We start from the raw sequence: 12,903 nt of genomic DNA on the forward strand, positions 1-12,903 counted from the left end.
GCTTATTCAGACCATTGTGTATGGAAAACTCCTTCTTTGTCGATACGTTCGTAAGTATGCGCCCCGAAGAAATCACGCTGCGCCTGAATTAAATTTGTTGGCAGATTTGCAGATCTGTAAGCATCAAAATAAGCTAATGAATTCATCAATCCTGCAACAGGTAATCCTTTTTGAACAGCAAACTGAACAGCAGTTCTCATTCCGGCTTGATTCTCCGATAATTTTGAAGCAATTCCAGCATCCAAAAGTAAGTTTGGCAAATCTGATTTTGCTACATAAGCTTTTCTGAAATCTTCTAAAATAGTAGCACGAATGATACAGCCGCCGCGCCAAATTTTGGCAACAGTTTCTAAGTTTAATCCGTAATTATATTCTTTAGAAGCCGTATGAAGCTGAGCTAATCCTTGTGCATAAGTCACAACAATAGAAAGGTACAATGCCGATTTTAAGGCAGCAATTGCTTCGCTTGTATTTACATTACTTTCAGCAGCGTTCCAAACTAATTTTTTAGCCGCTTCAATTCTTTCAGGTTTGGTTTTAGACATATCGCGCATGTTAACCGCAGCGTCGATAGTTGGAACCGGAACCTGCAAATCCATTGCGTTTTGCGAAGTCCATTTTCCTGTACCTTTAGATTTTGCCCAATCTGAAATTTTATTGATTAACAAACTTCCGTCTTCATCTTTTTGTTTCAGGATTTTTCCGGTAATTTCAATCAAATAAGATCTAAGATCATCCGTTTGATTCCACTCTTCAAAAGTTTTCTGAATTGTTTCATCATCCAGATTATAACCTCTTTTCATAAGGTCATAAATCTCAGAGATCAACTGCATGATTCCGTATTCAATTCCGTTATGAACCATTTTTACATAGTTACCCGCAGAACCGTTTCCTAGATATTCTACACAAGGTTCACCGTCTACTTTTGCTGCAATCGCTTCAAAAATAGGACGAAGTCTTTCGTATGCTTTTTGATCACCGCCCGGCATCATTGCAGGACCGAAACGAGCTCCTTTTTCTCCGCCAGAAATTCCCATTCCAAAGAAATGGATTACTTTTTCAGATAATTCTAAAAATCTTCTGTCAGTATCCGTATAAAAAGTATTTCCGCCGTCGATTATAATATCACCTTTATCTAAATGAGGTAATAAACTTGCGATTGCGCTGTCAACCGGTTTTCCCGCAGGAACCAATAACATAATCGCTCTTGGCTGTTGAATAAGCTCTACAAAATGCTTCACATCTGTAGTTGCTTCAATTGTATGATCAGAATCGGCTTCTTGTTGAAGTGAGTTGACTTTTTCGGTGTCTAAGTCTAAACCTGCAGCCGCAAAGTTATGGCTTGCAATATTTAAAAGTAGGTTACGACCCATTACGCCGAGTCCTACAATTCCAAAATCAAATTTGCTCATAGTTTTTAATTAACTAAATTATTAGAAGTATGTTTTTGCAGCAAAAAGTAAGAGAAAGTATGGTAATTCTTTTTCAATCAATGTTTTGCAGAAAAACAAAGTTTATTTTAATCTTACATTTTAAAATGTAGACCGCTAAGTTAGAGAAAAATGCTGAAACATAAGGAGTAAAATAGTTCACTTTTAGGGTATATTGTGATACTTTTTTAAGTGTGGAAATTAAACTTATTTTGAGTTTTAAGTCTGTTTGAAAATCAAAACAAAAGTTGTTCGTTATTTTACAATTTTCCGCTCAAAGGAATCAATTACTTTGAGAAAAATTATTTAAGATGAAAAGAGCACTTATTTTAAACGGATTACTACTGCTTACCTTTTGGTGTAATGCACAAACCTCAAATTCTGAACTGAAAAACGTCAGAAAGATTATAGAAGCCAGTAATGCAATTTATGCAGATCTCGCTAATAAAAATGACGGATCTATTTTAACAAGGTATACCAATGATGCCTGTTTGTTCCCGCCAAATGCATCTCCAATATGCGGAAGCGAGCAAATTGCTGTGTTTTTTAAAGGCGGTCCAAAAGTACAGGTTAAGTTTACCATTCAAAATTTATATGGAGACGGTAAAACAGCTGTAACAGAAGAAAGTTATTATGAAATGACTGATTTGGAAGGTAAAAAATTAGACGATGGAAAAGTGATTGTTATTTGGAAGAAAACAAAAGACGGCTGGAAAATGCACCGCGACATGTTTAGCAGCAACCATCCGGCAAAATTAAACTAGAAACCAACATTAACAGCTTCTTGAAAATCAGTGCCATTTTTTAGCAGCGAAGATCGCGATGCAAAAGGAGTAATGCCTGTAAACTTTTTAAACTCTTTAATAAAATGCGCCTGATCGTAATATCCGCAGTCGTAGGCTATAGTGGTTAACGACTCAGAAGTATTAAGGACTAAATGCAGACTTTTGTTAAATCGTATTACAGAAGTAAATGCCGAAGGACTTATCCCAATATTTGACAGGTAAAGTTTTTGAATATATCTTTCTGATAATCCCGAATGTTGAGCCATTGCAGGTAGATTTAGTGAATTAGTAACAAAAAGATTTTGACTGAGACCTTGAAGTATCGATACTTTTTTTAATCGGGTTTCATTTTTTTTCAGAAGTTGGAGAAAGTGATTTTCTAAAATATTGATTTTGGAGGTAAGTCCATCTGCCTCCATTATTTTTTCGTACAACTCTCTATTTTCAACTTGTGCTACATCGTACATATCGGTAGCATAATTGGTAAATTCTGATAACGGATCTGAGAAAAACAACGCACTCGCATGCGGATAAATTCGTGTAATAAGTATTGAAGTTCCTTTTGCGACGGTAAGTCGGGTAGGAAGGGTTAAATGTCCCAAAAGTTCGATGGCTGGAGTATCTTTTCGTCTGCCATTAATAATAGTAGCCGCCATTCCTTCAGAAATATTGATAATGAAATCTACATAACCGCTTGGATAAAACACTTCATTGTCAAGATCCTTTTCGATCGTAACAACAGTATAATTTTTTATATACGGCGCTAAACTGGCGGAAGGTAAAATCTGCATTTGATTTTGTCTTAATTCTGAAATTAATTAGTTGATTTATAATTGATTCTAAATTAAAAATAAATTCGATTGAAATGGATATAAAATGGAAATAAAAAAGCTGGATGAACTTTTGTTTTTAAGGTTTTGTATGATTAATAAGAGTTCAATTGAAGAGGCAATGTTTTTTCGTTGCAAAAAATATTAAGTACATTTATAGCACCCAAAACTTGATTTATTTTTTAATCAATTTTTTGAATACGCTTTAAATGGAAAGAAAACAAAATACCAAGAAAGTGAGTAATGATCAAAAGGTTGATGCGTTACAATCTAACGACAGCATTTTTGAAGTAAGTGCTATTTTGCTGGACCTTGGAAAAGATATTACCAAAGTAAGAGAAAAGAAAGATTTGATTTTGCTTTTTTCAAAAAGAATCAAAAGCCTTTTTTATTTCACTCATATTACCATTACACTTATCGATCATAAGGATAAAACGTATGCGGGTTTTTTATTAGATAAAGATGCCGATGCCATATTAGAGAAAGAATCGTATGCGAAACTGCAAAAAACACATTTTACACTTAACGAACCTTTTATAAAAGAAGTTCTGGCTGCCGAAGATCCGATTTCTTTTATGGTAGCAGAAGTGAAAGACAAACCCCAAAGCCCGCATTTTTTGCAGGTAAATTACGATGGGGGCGTTAGGGAATTATTGATGACGACGCTCTGGAATGCCGATGAACCTTTAGGATTTATTCATATTTATACCGATAAACCAGGCAGTTTTACACCACAATTTCGAAATATTATAAAAGGTATTGCACCACAGCTTTCTGTTGCGGTTTCTAATATTATCAAAAATGAAGAATTGCAGAAAAAGGAACAGGAAAAATCATTTCTGCTGGACTTTAGCAATGATATTTCAGAAGTAAGAACTAAAGACGATCTCGAAGCGGCCGTTCGTACCGCATTAAAAAGAATAAATCCGCTTAGAGGTTATGTAATCCGGAAATTAAACAGCGACGGAAATTCTTTAAGTACTTATATATACGACAAAAGCATTACAAACGATGATGATCCTATTTTAAAAGAATTATTACAATCTAAATTTCCGGTAAACGACGGATTGCAAAACAGAGTTCTGGACAGCTATATTCCGTTACTTTTTAATGTCGATATTGAAATAGACCGAGGAATTACTTCGTCCTATCTTTTGTTTTGGAAAAGTTTAGGATTTAAAAGAATGGTTGGGATTGCACTTCGCAACGGCGACATTGTATTAGGGATGTTATGGCTGGCGATTGAGGAAATCAATATTTCGCTGCTGCAGGGAATTTGTTCGCAGATTTCAACGGCAATGTCTAATATTATTGCCAATGAATTACTGGAAAGCAAAAACAATGAACAAGCCGTTCTCTTGCAGTTTAGTAATGAAATCGCCGGAGTTCGTACCAAAGACGATTTAGAACACGCCATTATTAATGTACTTCGGGATCTTCTGGATACTAAACTCGCCATGCTTAATATTTTTGATGATGACGGATTTGGTTTGACTTCCTATATGTATGATCCATCATTATTTGTAAAAGCCGAAATTGATTTTGATAAAATGGTTTCGATAAAGCTGGATATAAAAGAACCTTACACGGCGCAAGTTATAAAAAGCGAAAGTGCGATTGTTTTTAATGTTGAAGAAGAACTCAAAACGACCAATTCTGGTTTTGCTCAATTGTGGAAAAAAGTAGGATTTGAAAATGCTTATGGCGCTTTACTAAAAGTGGGATCTTTAAAAGTTGGTACATTGTGGCTGTTGGCAGATCAATTAAACCCTTCCATTTTAAAAGGATTATGTTCTCAAATTTCTGTAGCGATTGCCAATATACAGGCAAACGAAAAATTACTGCTTTATAAACAGCAGTTAGAACATGAAAATGTTTATTTGAAAGAACAAATCAAGAATATTTATAATTTTTCGGAGATTATTGGAAGCGGTGAAAGAATGCAGAAAGTCTATCATTTAATGTCTTTGGTAGCCGATTCTAATTCTACAGTTTTAATTCTCGGAGAAACTGGAACCGGAAAAGAATTAATTGCCCGCGCCATTCATAACGCTTCTCCACGAAAAGATAAATTAATGATTAAAGTAAACTGCGCTGCAATGCCGGCCAATTTAATCGAAAGCGAATTGTTCGGCCATGAAAAAGGTGCGTTTACCGGAGCAACAGAACGACGAATAGGAAAGTTTGAACTTGCTAATAACAGCACTTTATTTCTGGATGAAATAGGCGAAATGCCGCTTGAAGCACAAGTAAAATTACTGCGGGTTATTCAGGAACGGGAACTGGAGCGAGTAGGAGGAAAAGATACTATCAAAGTTGATGTGAGAATCATTGCCGCCACAAATAGAAATTTAGAAGAAGAAGTGGCAGCCGGACGTTTCCGTTCGGATCTTTTTTACCGATTAAATGTATTTCCAATTTACCTGCCCGCACTTCGGGAAAGAATGGAAGATGTAGAACATCTCGCTAATTTTTTCGTTGCCAAATACAATAAAAACAATCGCAAGAACATTAACCGAATTGCACCAAAAGCCATTCAGCAGCTTCAAAGTTATTTGTGGCCCGGTAATGTGCGCGAGTTAGAACATCTTATAGAACGTAGTGTTTTAATGGCGGAAGACAATGTTTTGAGAGAAGTGTACATTCCGAGAAAAACAGAAAAAACCAGTGAAGAAGAAAATATTTTCAGCAAATCGCTTGAAGAAATGGAACGTCTTTTTATAATCAGTGCTTTAAAAAGATGCAAGGGAAAAATTTCTGGTGCCGGCGGTGCTGCCGAAGTTTTGGATATTCCAGGAAATACACTTCATTCTAAAATGAAAAAACTACAGATTACCAAAGCCGATTATTTTTAAAACTCATTACAACTATAAAAAAGCCCATTGCGAAATAAAAGCAATGGGCTTTTTTATTTTTTCACTATATAAAGTGAATGCTAAAATGAATTCCCTTTATAGAGGGAAAATTTAAAACATGATTTCGTTGTAAGTGTTTGACTTTTAGTTGTTTAAATGAATGGTACACATCTTGGCTATTACTAAGTGAAAATGAAAATCAATTTATAACAATTTAAAAATTAGTATCATGAAAATTTTAGTAATCGGAGGAACAGGATTAATTGGATCAAAAGTAGTAAACAAACTTCGCGATCAGGGACATAACGTAATTGCGGCTGCACCATCAACAGGAATTAACACTATAACAGGCGAAGGACTTGCAGAAGCAGTTAGCGGAACAGATATCGTAATCGATTTGGCAAATTCCCCATCATTTGCAGACAAAGAAGTTTTAGAATTTTTTGAAACCTCAGGAAGAAATCTTTTAGCAGCAGAAATTAATGCAGGCGTAAAACATCATATTGCACTTTCGGTAGTTGGTACAGACCGTTTGCTGGACAGTGGTTATTTTAGAGCTAAACAAGCTCAGGAAAATTTAATTAGAAAATCAGGCGTTCCGTTTACTATTATTCACTCCACTCAATTTATGGAATTCCTTGGCGGAATTGCAGCATCTGCTCACGATGGCGGAAGCGTTGTAATTTCTCCGGCAAAAATTCAGCCAATAGCTTCAGAAGATGTAGCTTCTTTAGTGGTAGAATTCTCACTAGGGAATCCAATAAATGATATTGTAGAAATTGGCGGACCAGAGCGTTTCAAACTTTCAGAACTTTTACAAAATTATTTGATCAAAACAAATGACCCTCTGGAAGTTATATCAGATGAAAAAGCATTGTACTTTGGCGCACCACTTCAAGAACTTACTCTTGTTCCTGCTGTAACAGCAAAATTGGGTGCCATAACTTTTGAAGAATGGTTTCCTAACCGTCCTCAAAGAGCTTAATTAAACCCTTAAAAATATAAAAAGCTTCGAAGCCCGTTGAAACGAAGATGACGGGTAGGCAGTTTGTCGAGGCGGTTGTAATTGGGCGTACACTTTCCACCCGTTCGTGTACAGTTAAACCCTACGTCAGCGTTAAAAAACGGAATCTGATCAACAACACGGCAAATCAATGGGCAGCGGTGCATTTTTTAACCCAAAAACAAATAGTATGAACAAGTTAAAACTCTCAGCAGTGATCATGCCCGAAGTACAGGGAGATGAGCAGTTTTTTGCCAGAAAAGCAAGAAACAATGATTTTGACGGATTGATGGATCCTATTATTGGGTTCGATCATTTTGAACTCACACATGATATTTTCGGGCCACACCCGCATGCAGGAATGTCGGCTATAAGTTACGTTTTCGAAAAATCGGCTCCTTATCACAGTATAGATTCCCGCGGAAATAATGTAATTATAACTCCCGGAAGCCTGCTTTGGACATACGCCGGAAAAGGGATTGTTCATTCTGAATTTCCGGTTCCCGATGGTGCCGCTGTTGAAGGTTTGCAATTGTTCGTAAATATTTCGGCTTCACAAAAACAGCAAGAACCTAAAAGTATCTTCATTGACAAATCGAAAATACCGGAAATAAAACAAGAAGGTTTACGAGTAAGAGTGGTTTGCGGCGAAAGCGGAACAACTTTAAATAAAACACAAACTCCGGATGAACTTACAATGCTGCATGTTTTTCTGGAAGCAGGAAAAGAGTTTTCGCATCAAATTCCGGCACAATGGTCAGGAACCGTTTTAGCAGTCGAAGGTTATTTTGATTTTATGACGAGCCAATCTACAACTGAACTTGAGGAAGGAATGGTAATCGCGATGGGAGAATCAGATTTTGAAGAAACGATAAAATTTATCGCCATCACAAACAGCGAATTACTATTTATTTCAGGTAAACCGCTGCACGAACCTTTATTTTCTAAAGGAGCTTTGGTAATGGATTCTGAAGAAGCTTTAGCAAATGCCACAGAAAATTTTAAAAATGGAAAAATGGGCTTTATTGAAAGAAAAGGTGAAAACCGAAAAGTAATCAAGCCGGTTTAGAAATTGAATTAACCCTTAAAAACTGTAATCATGAAACTTATCAACCTTTTCAAAATAATGGGTTTGTCCAGAACGCCTGTTTATAGCAGCGAACCCGATAATGAACTCAATCTGCATCATCACGATTTAACTGATGGCTGTGAATTGCTTGATGAAACCGTACACATGCAGGATCAGCCATTTGAGGAGAACGAAGAAGAAGATTATACTTCTATCTCTTAAAAATAAAACAAGCATGTCTGCACCCCTAAAGACATGCTTATTTCAATATTATAAAAAATAAAACAACCATCATGTATATAGGTAAATCGTATAAATTATCGGAGTTTATTATCTGGACCAGAAAAAGCATTTATGTACTGCTTATTTTGAGCATTGTGCCCACTGTTTTATATGAAGTTTTTGATTTAAAATGGCTCGGAATTTCCTGGACTGTCGTCGCTTTATTAGGAACGGCAACGGCCTTTATTGTAGGTTTTAAAAACACACAGACGTATAACAGAACTGTTGAAGCACAGCAAATTTGGACTTTTATCTTAAATACCAGCCGTTCATGGGGAATCATGAGCCGGGATTTTATAAACGATCCTGAGAAATCGAAACAGCTTATTTATCGTCATTTTGCGTGGCTGGCCGCATTGCGATACGAAATGCGTTCGTACCGTATTTGGGAAGCAAGCCAGAAAAAACATAATGCAGAATATCAGCAGTTTTATTATGTAATTCCCGAAAATGAAATTAGTCTTGAAGATGAATTGTCAAAATTTCTTTCTCCCGAAGAGTTAGAATATATTCTAAAAACTAAAAATAAAGCAACACAACTTATGGCACTTCAAAGTAAAACCTTAAAAAAGTTATTTGATGATGAAGAAATTGTCTTGCTTCAATTTGTTGATTTTCAAAGAACCATAAAAGATTTTTACGCACAGCAGGGCAGAAGCGAGCAGTTAAAAGATTCTCCTTATCCGAGACAATATGCGATTATAAATACTTTATTAGTGCATTTATTTTGTTTTTTACTGCCTTTTGGTTTACTAAAAGAGTTTGATAAAATGAACGAAACGGTTACCGGCATTGCACAAGGAAATATGGTTTGGCTCGTGATTCCGTTTAGTGTTATTATTTCCTGGATGTACACTTCACTTGGACAAGTAGGAGAAAGCACCGAAAACCCTTTTGAAGGAAATGCCAACGATGTACCTATTTCGCAAATATCTAAAATTATTGAGATTGATTTGAGAGAGATGTTAGGGGAAACTGATTTGCCGGTTTTGGCTGAGGCACAGCATAATATTGTGTTGTGAATCAGAGCATTTTATTATTTTCATGGCGATTAACTCTATAATGAATAATCTTTATTATTAAACAAGGAATCAAATCAGGTAGAAATACCTGTAAGGGGGAATTTTTTTTTATCTATACTTGTTCTTGTTTAATTTTAACTATCTGATTATGAGATATTATGCTATTCAAAAAGATATTCCTTTAGAAAGGAGAGGGTTTGTGGTAGACAACCTTATAACTCTTAAAAATAATATTGGGCCGATTACGGCACCGAAAAAAACAGATAAAAACCTTCTTATAGCCACTTGGAATATAAGAGATTTTGATTCCAATAAATTTGGGTACGGTTATCGACTCAAGGAGTCGTTCTATTATTTGGCACAAATTATATCTTCTTTTGATTTAATTGCAGTTCAAGAGGTGAATAAAAATCTTGCAGGGCTAAATCAGTTAATGTACGTTCTTGGTGATGAATGGGATTATATAAGTACAGATGTTACTGAAGGCCATAGTGGGAACGGAGAAAGAATGACATTTATTTATGATACCAGAAGGGTTAGTTTTAAAAAAATTGCAGGTGAAATTGTTTTACCGAAAACAAAAGAAATTCAAGGCGATGTTCAATTTGCCCGATCTCCGTTTTTAGTTTCTTTTCAGGCAGGCTGGAGCAAGTTCAGTCTTTGTACAGTACATATTTACTATGGTGCAGATACAGGCGCGAAGCTGCAAAGAAGAAAAAACGAAATCGAAGCCATAGCAAAATTTTTAGAAAAGAGAGCAGAAACAGATTTGGAAAACCTTATTGTACTTGGGGATTTTAATATTATTGACCGCAAACATGAAACAATGAAGGCACTGGAAACAAATGGTTTTGAAATTCCTGCTGTACTTAAAAGCAAACCTGAAAGTGAGACTGCAACAAATATTTCAAAAACCAAACATTACGATCAGATTGGGGTTTGTTCGAAAGGAAAACATTTTAAATTAGGTGAGACACCACAAAGTGCCGGTGCCTATGATTATTATAAAGACGTATTTACTGAGCAGCAATTTGATAGATATGAGGAAGCTATGATTTTATCTATAAATAAACAGATTGTGGATTTAAACAAGCTTTTGGAATCAGAAACTGACAGCAACAAACGAACAGAATATCAAGAACAATTAAATTCACTACAGGATACGATAACTAATAAAACTAAACTGAAGAAGTATTATAAAGAGTGGAAGACTTTTCAGATGTCTGACCATCTTCCGATGTGGACTGAACTTTTGATAGATCACAGTGAAGATTATCTCCGAGGGCTTGTGGTATAAAATTCTACATGTTTTTTATTATTCCTGATTTTTAGTTTAATCTTTTTAAGAATTATATAAGTGAGTTCAATAACTTAAGTAAAATTTTTATCTAAATAAAAATAAGGTATTGCTAATAAGTAAATTGTGTTTTGTGTTAAAATGAATTATTGAAATTGAACCCGTTTAAAACCGTCATTCTATTAGTGTTAAATATAAAAAAAAGCCTATAAACAGTAGAGTTTACAGGCTTTTTTTGTGGATTCGATGGGCTGTAATCGAACACCCTATACCAATCTTAACTTTTTTTAAAGTTTAAAATAAACTATATAACATATTTATTTTTTGCATTTTTAAAATTGTTGTTGAGTGTATGCAGAATAAAAAATTGAAGTTTTCTAAATTAATATTAATAAAGGTACTGCTGCAAAAATATTCCTTTAAAAATTTGAGAATATTTCCCTAAAATAAAACCTGATTAACGGTTAACTCTTTCCATGTCTTTCAGCCCCCATTGCTGTATCGTTATTATCACTGGTAAAAATGTCCTGCCATATTCGGAAATATTATATTCTACTCGTGGGGGAATTTCAGCAAAAACTGTTCGCTCAATAATTTTATCTTCTTCCAGTTCCCTTAATTGATTTATGAGCATTTGTTTACTTATCGCCGGGATTACTTTTTGTAACATGCTGAAACGGTTATGTCCCATGTCGATTGCATGAATTACTAATACTTTCCACTTACCGCCAACCATATTCATAAAATGAGTAACCGGGCAGTTATTAGGGTTAAAATCTTTATTTTTCCTTTTATTTTCCATAAGTCTAAAAAAATGTACTAAGGATTATTTTGTGTACTAATCGGTTGATTTTAGCAAATGTATTAATTTTACTTAAATAATAAAATCTATAAAAATGACTAACAAAGAACTCGCTTTAACAGCAATTACAGATGTATTTGTAAATAGGGACATCACTGCTTTTGACAGGTATTTTTCTGAAAATTACAAACAGCATAATCCAGGCTTTCCCAACGGAACTGAGTTTTTAAAACAAGTTGTCCCAACATTCCCAGACGATTTTAAATATCAGCCAGGAATAGTAGCTGAAACTGGTAATTTTGTGATGATACATGGCCGTTATGAGAATTGGAGCGGAAAGAATATGATTGCTGTAGATATTTTCAAGATTGAAAATAGTAAAATAACGGAACATTGGGATGTATTGCAGGAAGAAGTACTTGCAGAACAATCTGCAAATGGAAACGCCATGTTTCCAATAGAATAAAGCCATAGGATTAGAACTCTGCTTCATTAAAAAACAGAAACAATGAAACTTATAGAGGTACGATTTACCCAGATAATATTCATCACATGGATCAATAACGTTAGTACATAAATAAGTAATAAGTATTCTAAAAAATAAAAAGTAATGACAGTTGAGCAAGTAAAACAGCAATCGTTAGGTAGATGGGAAAGTATTACGGTAGAAGTACGCCCAAGTAGTGCAAAAAACGCCGATGGGACTTTGAAACCTTTTTACCTAACTAGAGAATTTACATTTTTATCCAACGACAAATTTGAACTCATAGTAATTAATTTTGCCGACCCATACGGCAAAGTGCCTTTAGCAAAAATGAAAATTAAAGTGCATACGGAATGGAAAGGCGAACATCCAATCGCAGTTGATGCTCAAAAAGCCGATTTTATAGCTGATGAAGAATATGCTGTAACACCTTTATTACAAGGCTTTGCCGATGTTCTGAATCAATACAAAAAAGGATTTAACAAATGGAAAGCAGGGGAAACACAAAATATTTTAGGGAAGGCTTTTGCCCCATTCGGTTTGACAGAAGGACAAATTTTTAAAGAATATGATTTGATTTATCTGAATAATGACATGATGTTTTGGGGAGCAAGAAATATTGACGGACGTGGATTTGATACAGAAGCAAACCGCCCAGCCAATTTACAGATACCCATGATAAGAAAGAAATAGATTTTATCAATTTTTTTCTTGACTGTAATTTTGACATCACTACCTGTGATCTGTATCATCATATTATAGAAAACCAAATAAAAAAGGCAGAAAATCATATGATTTTCTGCCTTTTTGTGGGATGGATGGGACTCTAATCGAACATTTGATTCCTATGTTGATGTTTTTGGAGAGTTTGAAAGAATAGCTGATAACTTCTTTATTTATACGGTTTTGTTATTTTATTTTCAATTCTTAAATCATTTTTTTAATCAATAGTTTCGTCTGCTTTTTTATATCTTATTGTGTTTTCCCCATTGTTTCTATATACTAGTCTAATTAGATATTCTTTATATCAGACTTTATCCAATT

12 protein-coding genes are annotated in these 12,903 nt (G+C 34.8%); 9 read left to right on the plus strand and 3 right to left on the minus strand.

The window, feature by feature from the left end; all coding sequences use genetic code 11:
- Positions 1 to 2: 2 nt before the first annotated feature.
- The gene (gene gndA, locus BUE10_RS09975) at positions 3 to 1,412 is read right to left on the minus strand and encodes an NADP-dependent phosphogluconate dehydrogenase (RefSeq protein WP_073484700.1); all 1,410 of its coding nucleotides are present in this window, start codon (positions 1,410 to 1,412) and stop codon (positions 3 to 5) included.
- A 329-nt stretch (positions 1,413 to 1,741) separates the two neighbouring features.
- Here gndA and BUE10_RS09980 point away from each other — a divergent pair, with 329 nt between their 5' ends.
- The gene (locus tag BUE10_RS09980; protein ID WP_073484702.1) at positions 1,742 to 2,194 is read left to right on the plus strand and encodes a YybH family protein; all 453 of its coding nucleotides are present in this window, start codon (positions 1,742 to 1,744) and stop codon (positions 2,192 to 2,194) included.
- Here the strand turns inward: BUE10_RS09980 and BUE10_RS09985 are convergent.
- On the minus strand, positions 2,191 to 3,006 hold the full coding sequence (locus tag BUE10_RS09985; protein WP_073484704.1) for a helix-turn-helix domain-containing protein: 816 nt from the start codon (positions 3,004 to 3,006) through the stop codon (positions 2,191 to 2,193). The genes BUE10_RS09980 and BUE10_RS09985 overlap by 4 nt on opposite strands.
- Positions 3,007 to 3,254: 248 nt before the next feature.
- Here BUE10_RS09985 and BUE10_RS24225 point away from each other — a divergent pair, with 248 nt between their 5' ends.
- From BUE10_RS24225 to BUE10_RS10010, 6 genes are all read left to right on the plus strand, one after another.
- Positions 3,255 to 5,900 (plus strand): sigma-54-dependent Fis family transcriptional regulator, encoded by a 2,646-nt coding sequence (locus BUE10_RS24225; RefSeq protein WP_234984731.1) that lies wholly within the window; start codon positions 3,255 to 3,257, stop codon positions 5,898 to 5,900.
- Between the two features lie 229 nt (positions 5,901 to 6,129).
- Entirely contained in the window at positions 6,130 to 6,885 is a 756-nt protein-coding gene (locus BUE10_RS09995; RefSeq protein ID WP_073484706.1) for an SDR family oxidoreductase, read from the plus strand.
- 208 nt (positions 6,886 to 7,093) lie between these two features.
- Entirely contained in the window at positions 7,094 to 7,972 is an 879-nt protein-coding gene (locus BUE10_RS10000; protein ID WP_159439056.1) for a pirin family protein, read from the plus strand.
- A 30-nt stretch (positions 7,973 to 8,002) separates the two neighbouring features.
- The gene (locus tag BUE10_RS23875; RefSeq protein ID WP_143055955.1) at positions 8,003 to 8,194 is read left to right on the plus strand and encodes a hypothetical protein; all 192 of its coding nucleotides are present in this window, start codon (positions 8,003 to 8,005) and stop codon (positions 8,192 to 8,194) included.
- Positions 8,195 to 8,265: 71 nt separating this feature from the next.
- The gene (locus tag BUE10_RS10005) at positions 8,266 to 9,276 is read left to right on the plus strand and encodes a bestrophin family protein (protein ID WP_073484710.1); all 1,011 of its coding nucleotides are present in this window, start codon (positions 8,266 to 8,268) and stop codon (positions 9,274 to 9,276) included.
- Positions 9,277 to 9,424: 148 nt separating this feature from the next.
- Entirely contained in the window at positions 9,425 to 10,573 is a 1,149-nt protein-coding gene (locus tag BUE10_RS10010; RefSeq protein ID WP_073484712.1) for an endonuclease/exonuclease/phosphatase family protein, read from the plus strand.
- A 457-nt stretch (positions 10,574 to 11,030) separates the two neighbouring features.
- On the opposite strand, the gene BUE10_RS10015 is transcribed toward BUE10_RS10010, so the two are convergent.
- The gene (locus BUE10_RS10015) at positions 11,031 to 11,375 is read right to left on the minus strand and encodes a winged helix-turn-helix transcriptional regulator (protein WP_073484714.1); all 345 of its coding nucleotides are present in this window, start codon (positions 11,373 to 11,375) and stop codon (positions 11,031 to 11,033) included.
- A gap of 94 nt (positions 11,376 to 11,469) precedes the next feature.
- Here BUE10_RS10015 and BUE10_RS10020 point away from each other — a divergent pair, with 94 nt between their 5' ends.
- Positions 11,470 to 11,841, plus strand: a complete 372-nt coding sequence (locus BUE10_RS10020; protein WP_073484716.1) for a nuclear transport factor 2 family protein — start codon at positions 11,470 to 11,472, stop codon at positions 11,839 to 11,841.
- Between the two features lie 144 nt (positions 11,842 to 11,985).
- Positions 11,986 to 12,552 (plus strand): hypothetical protein, encoded by a 567-nt coding sequence (locus tag BUE10_RS10025; RefSeq protein ID WP_073484718.1) that lies wholly within the window; start codon positions 11,986 to 11,988, stop codon positions 12,550 to 12,552.
- Positions 12,553 to 12,903 lie beyond the last annotated feature (351 nt).

This window comes from Flavobacterium sp. CF108 (assembly GCF_900129795.1).
GTDB lineage: Bacteria > Bacteroidota > Bacteroidia > Flavobacteriales > Flavobacteriaceae > Flavobacterium.

Excerpts from the sequence above, each read along its gene's own strand:
- gndA (WP_073484700.1), bottom strand. The coding sequence starts at position 1,412 with ATGAGCAAATTTGATTTTGGAATTGTAGGACTCGGCGTAATGGGTCGT.
- BUE10_RS09980 (WP_073484702.1), top strand. The coding sequence starts at position 1,742 with ATGAAAAGAGCACTTATTTTAAACGGATTACTACTGCTTACCTTTTGG.
- BUE10_RS09985 (WP_073484704.1), bottom strand. The coding sequence starts at position 3,006 with ATGCAGATTTTACCTTCCGCCAGTTTAGCGCCGTATATAAAAAATTAT.
- BUE10_RS24225 (WP_234984731.1), top strand. The coding sequence starts at position 3,255 with ATGGAAAGAAAACAAAATACCAAGAAAGTGAGTAATGATCAAAAGGTT.
- BUE10_RS09995 (WP_073484706.1), top strand. The coding sequence starts at position 6,130 with ATGAAAATTTTAGTAATCGGAGGAACAGGATTAATTGGATCAAAAGTA.
- BUE10_RS10000 (WP_159439056.1), top strand. The coding sequence starts at position 7,094 with ATGAACAAGTTAAAACTCTCAGCAGTGATCATGCCCGAAGTACAGGGA.
- BUE10_RS23875 (WP_143055955.1), top strand. The coding sequence starts at position 8,003 with ATGAAACTTATCAACCTTTTCAAAATAATGGGTTTGTCCAGAACGCCT.
- BUE10_RS10005 (WP_073484710.1), top strand. The coding sequence starts at position 8,266 with ATGTATATAGGTAAATCGTATAAATTATCGGAGTTTATTATCTGGACC.
- BUE10_RS10010 (WP_073484712.1), top strand. The coding sequence starts at position 9,425 with ATGAGATATTATGCTATTCAAAAAGATATTCCTTTAGAAAGGAGAGGG.
- BUE10_RS10015 (WP_073484714.1), bottom strand. The coding sequence starts at position 11,375 with ATGGAAAATAAAAGGAAAAATAAAGATTTTAACCCTAATAACTGCCCG.
- BUE10_RS10020 (WP_073484716.1), top strand. The coding sequence starts at position 11,470 with ATGACTAACAAAGAACTCGCTTTAACAGCAATTACAGATGTATTTGTA.
- BUE10_RS10025 (WP_073484718.1), top strand. The coding sequence starts at position 11,986 with ATGACAGTTGAGCAAGTAAAACAGCAATCGTTAGGTAGATGGGAAAGT.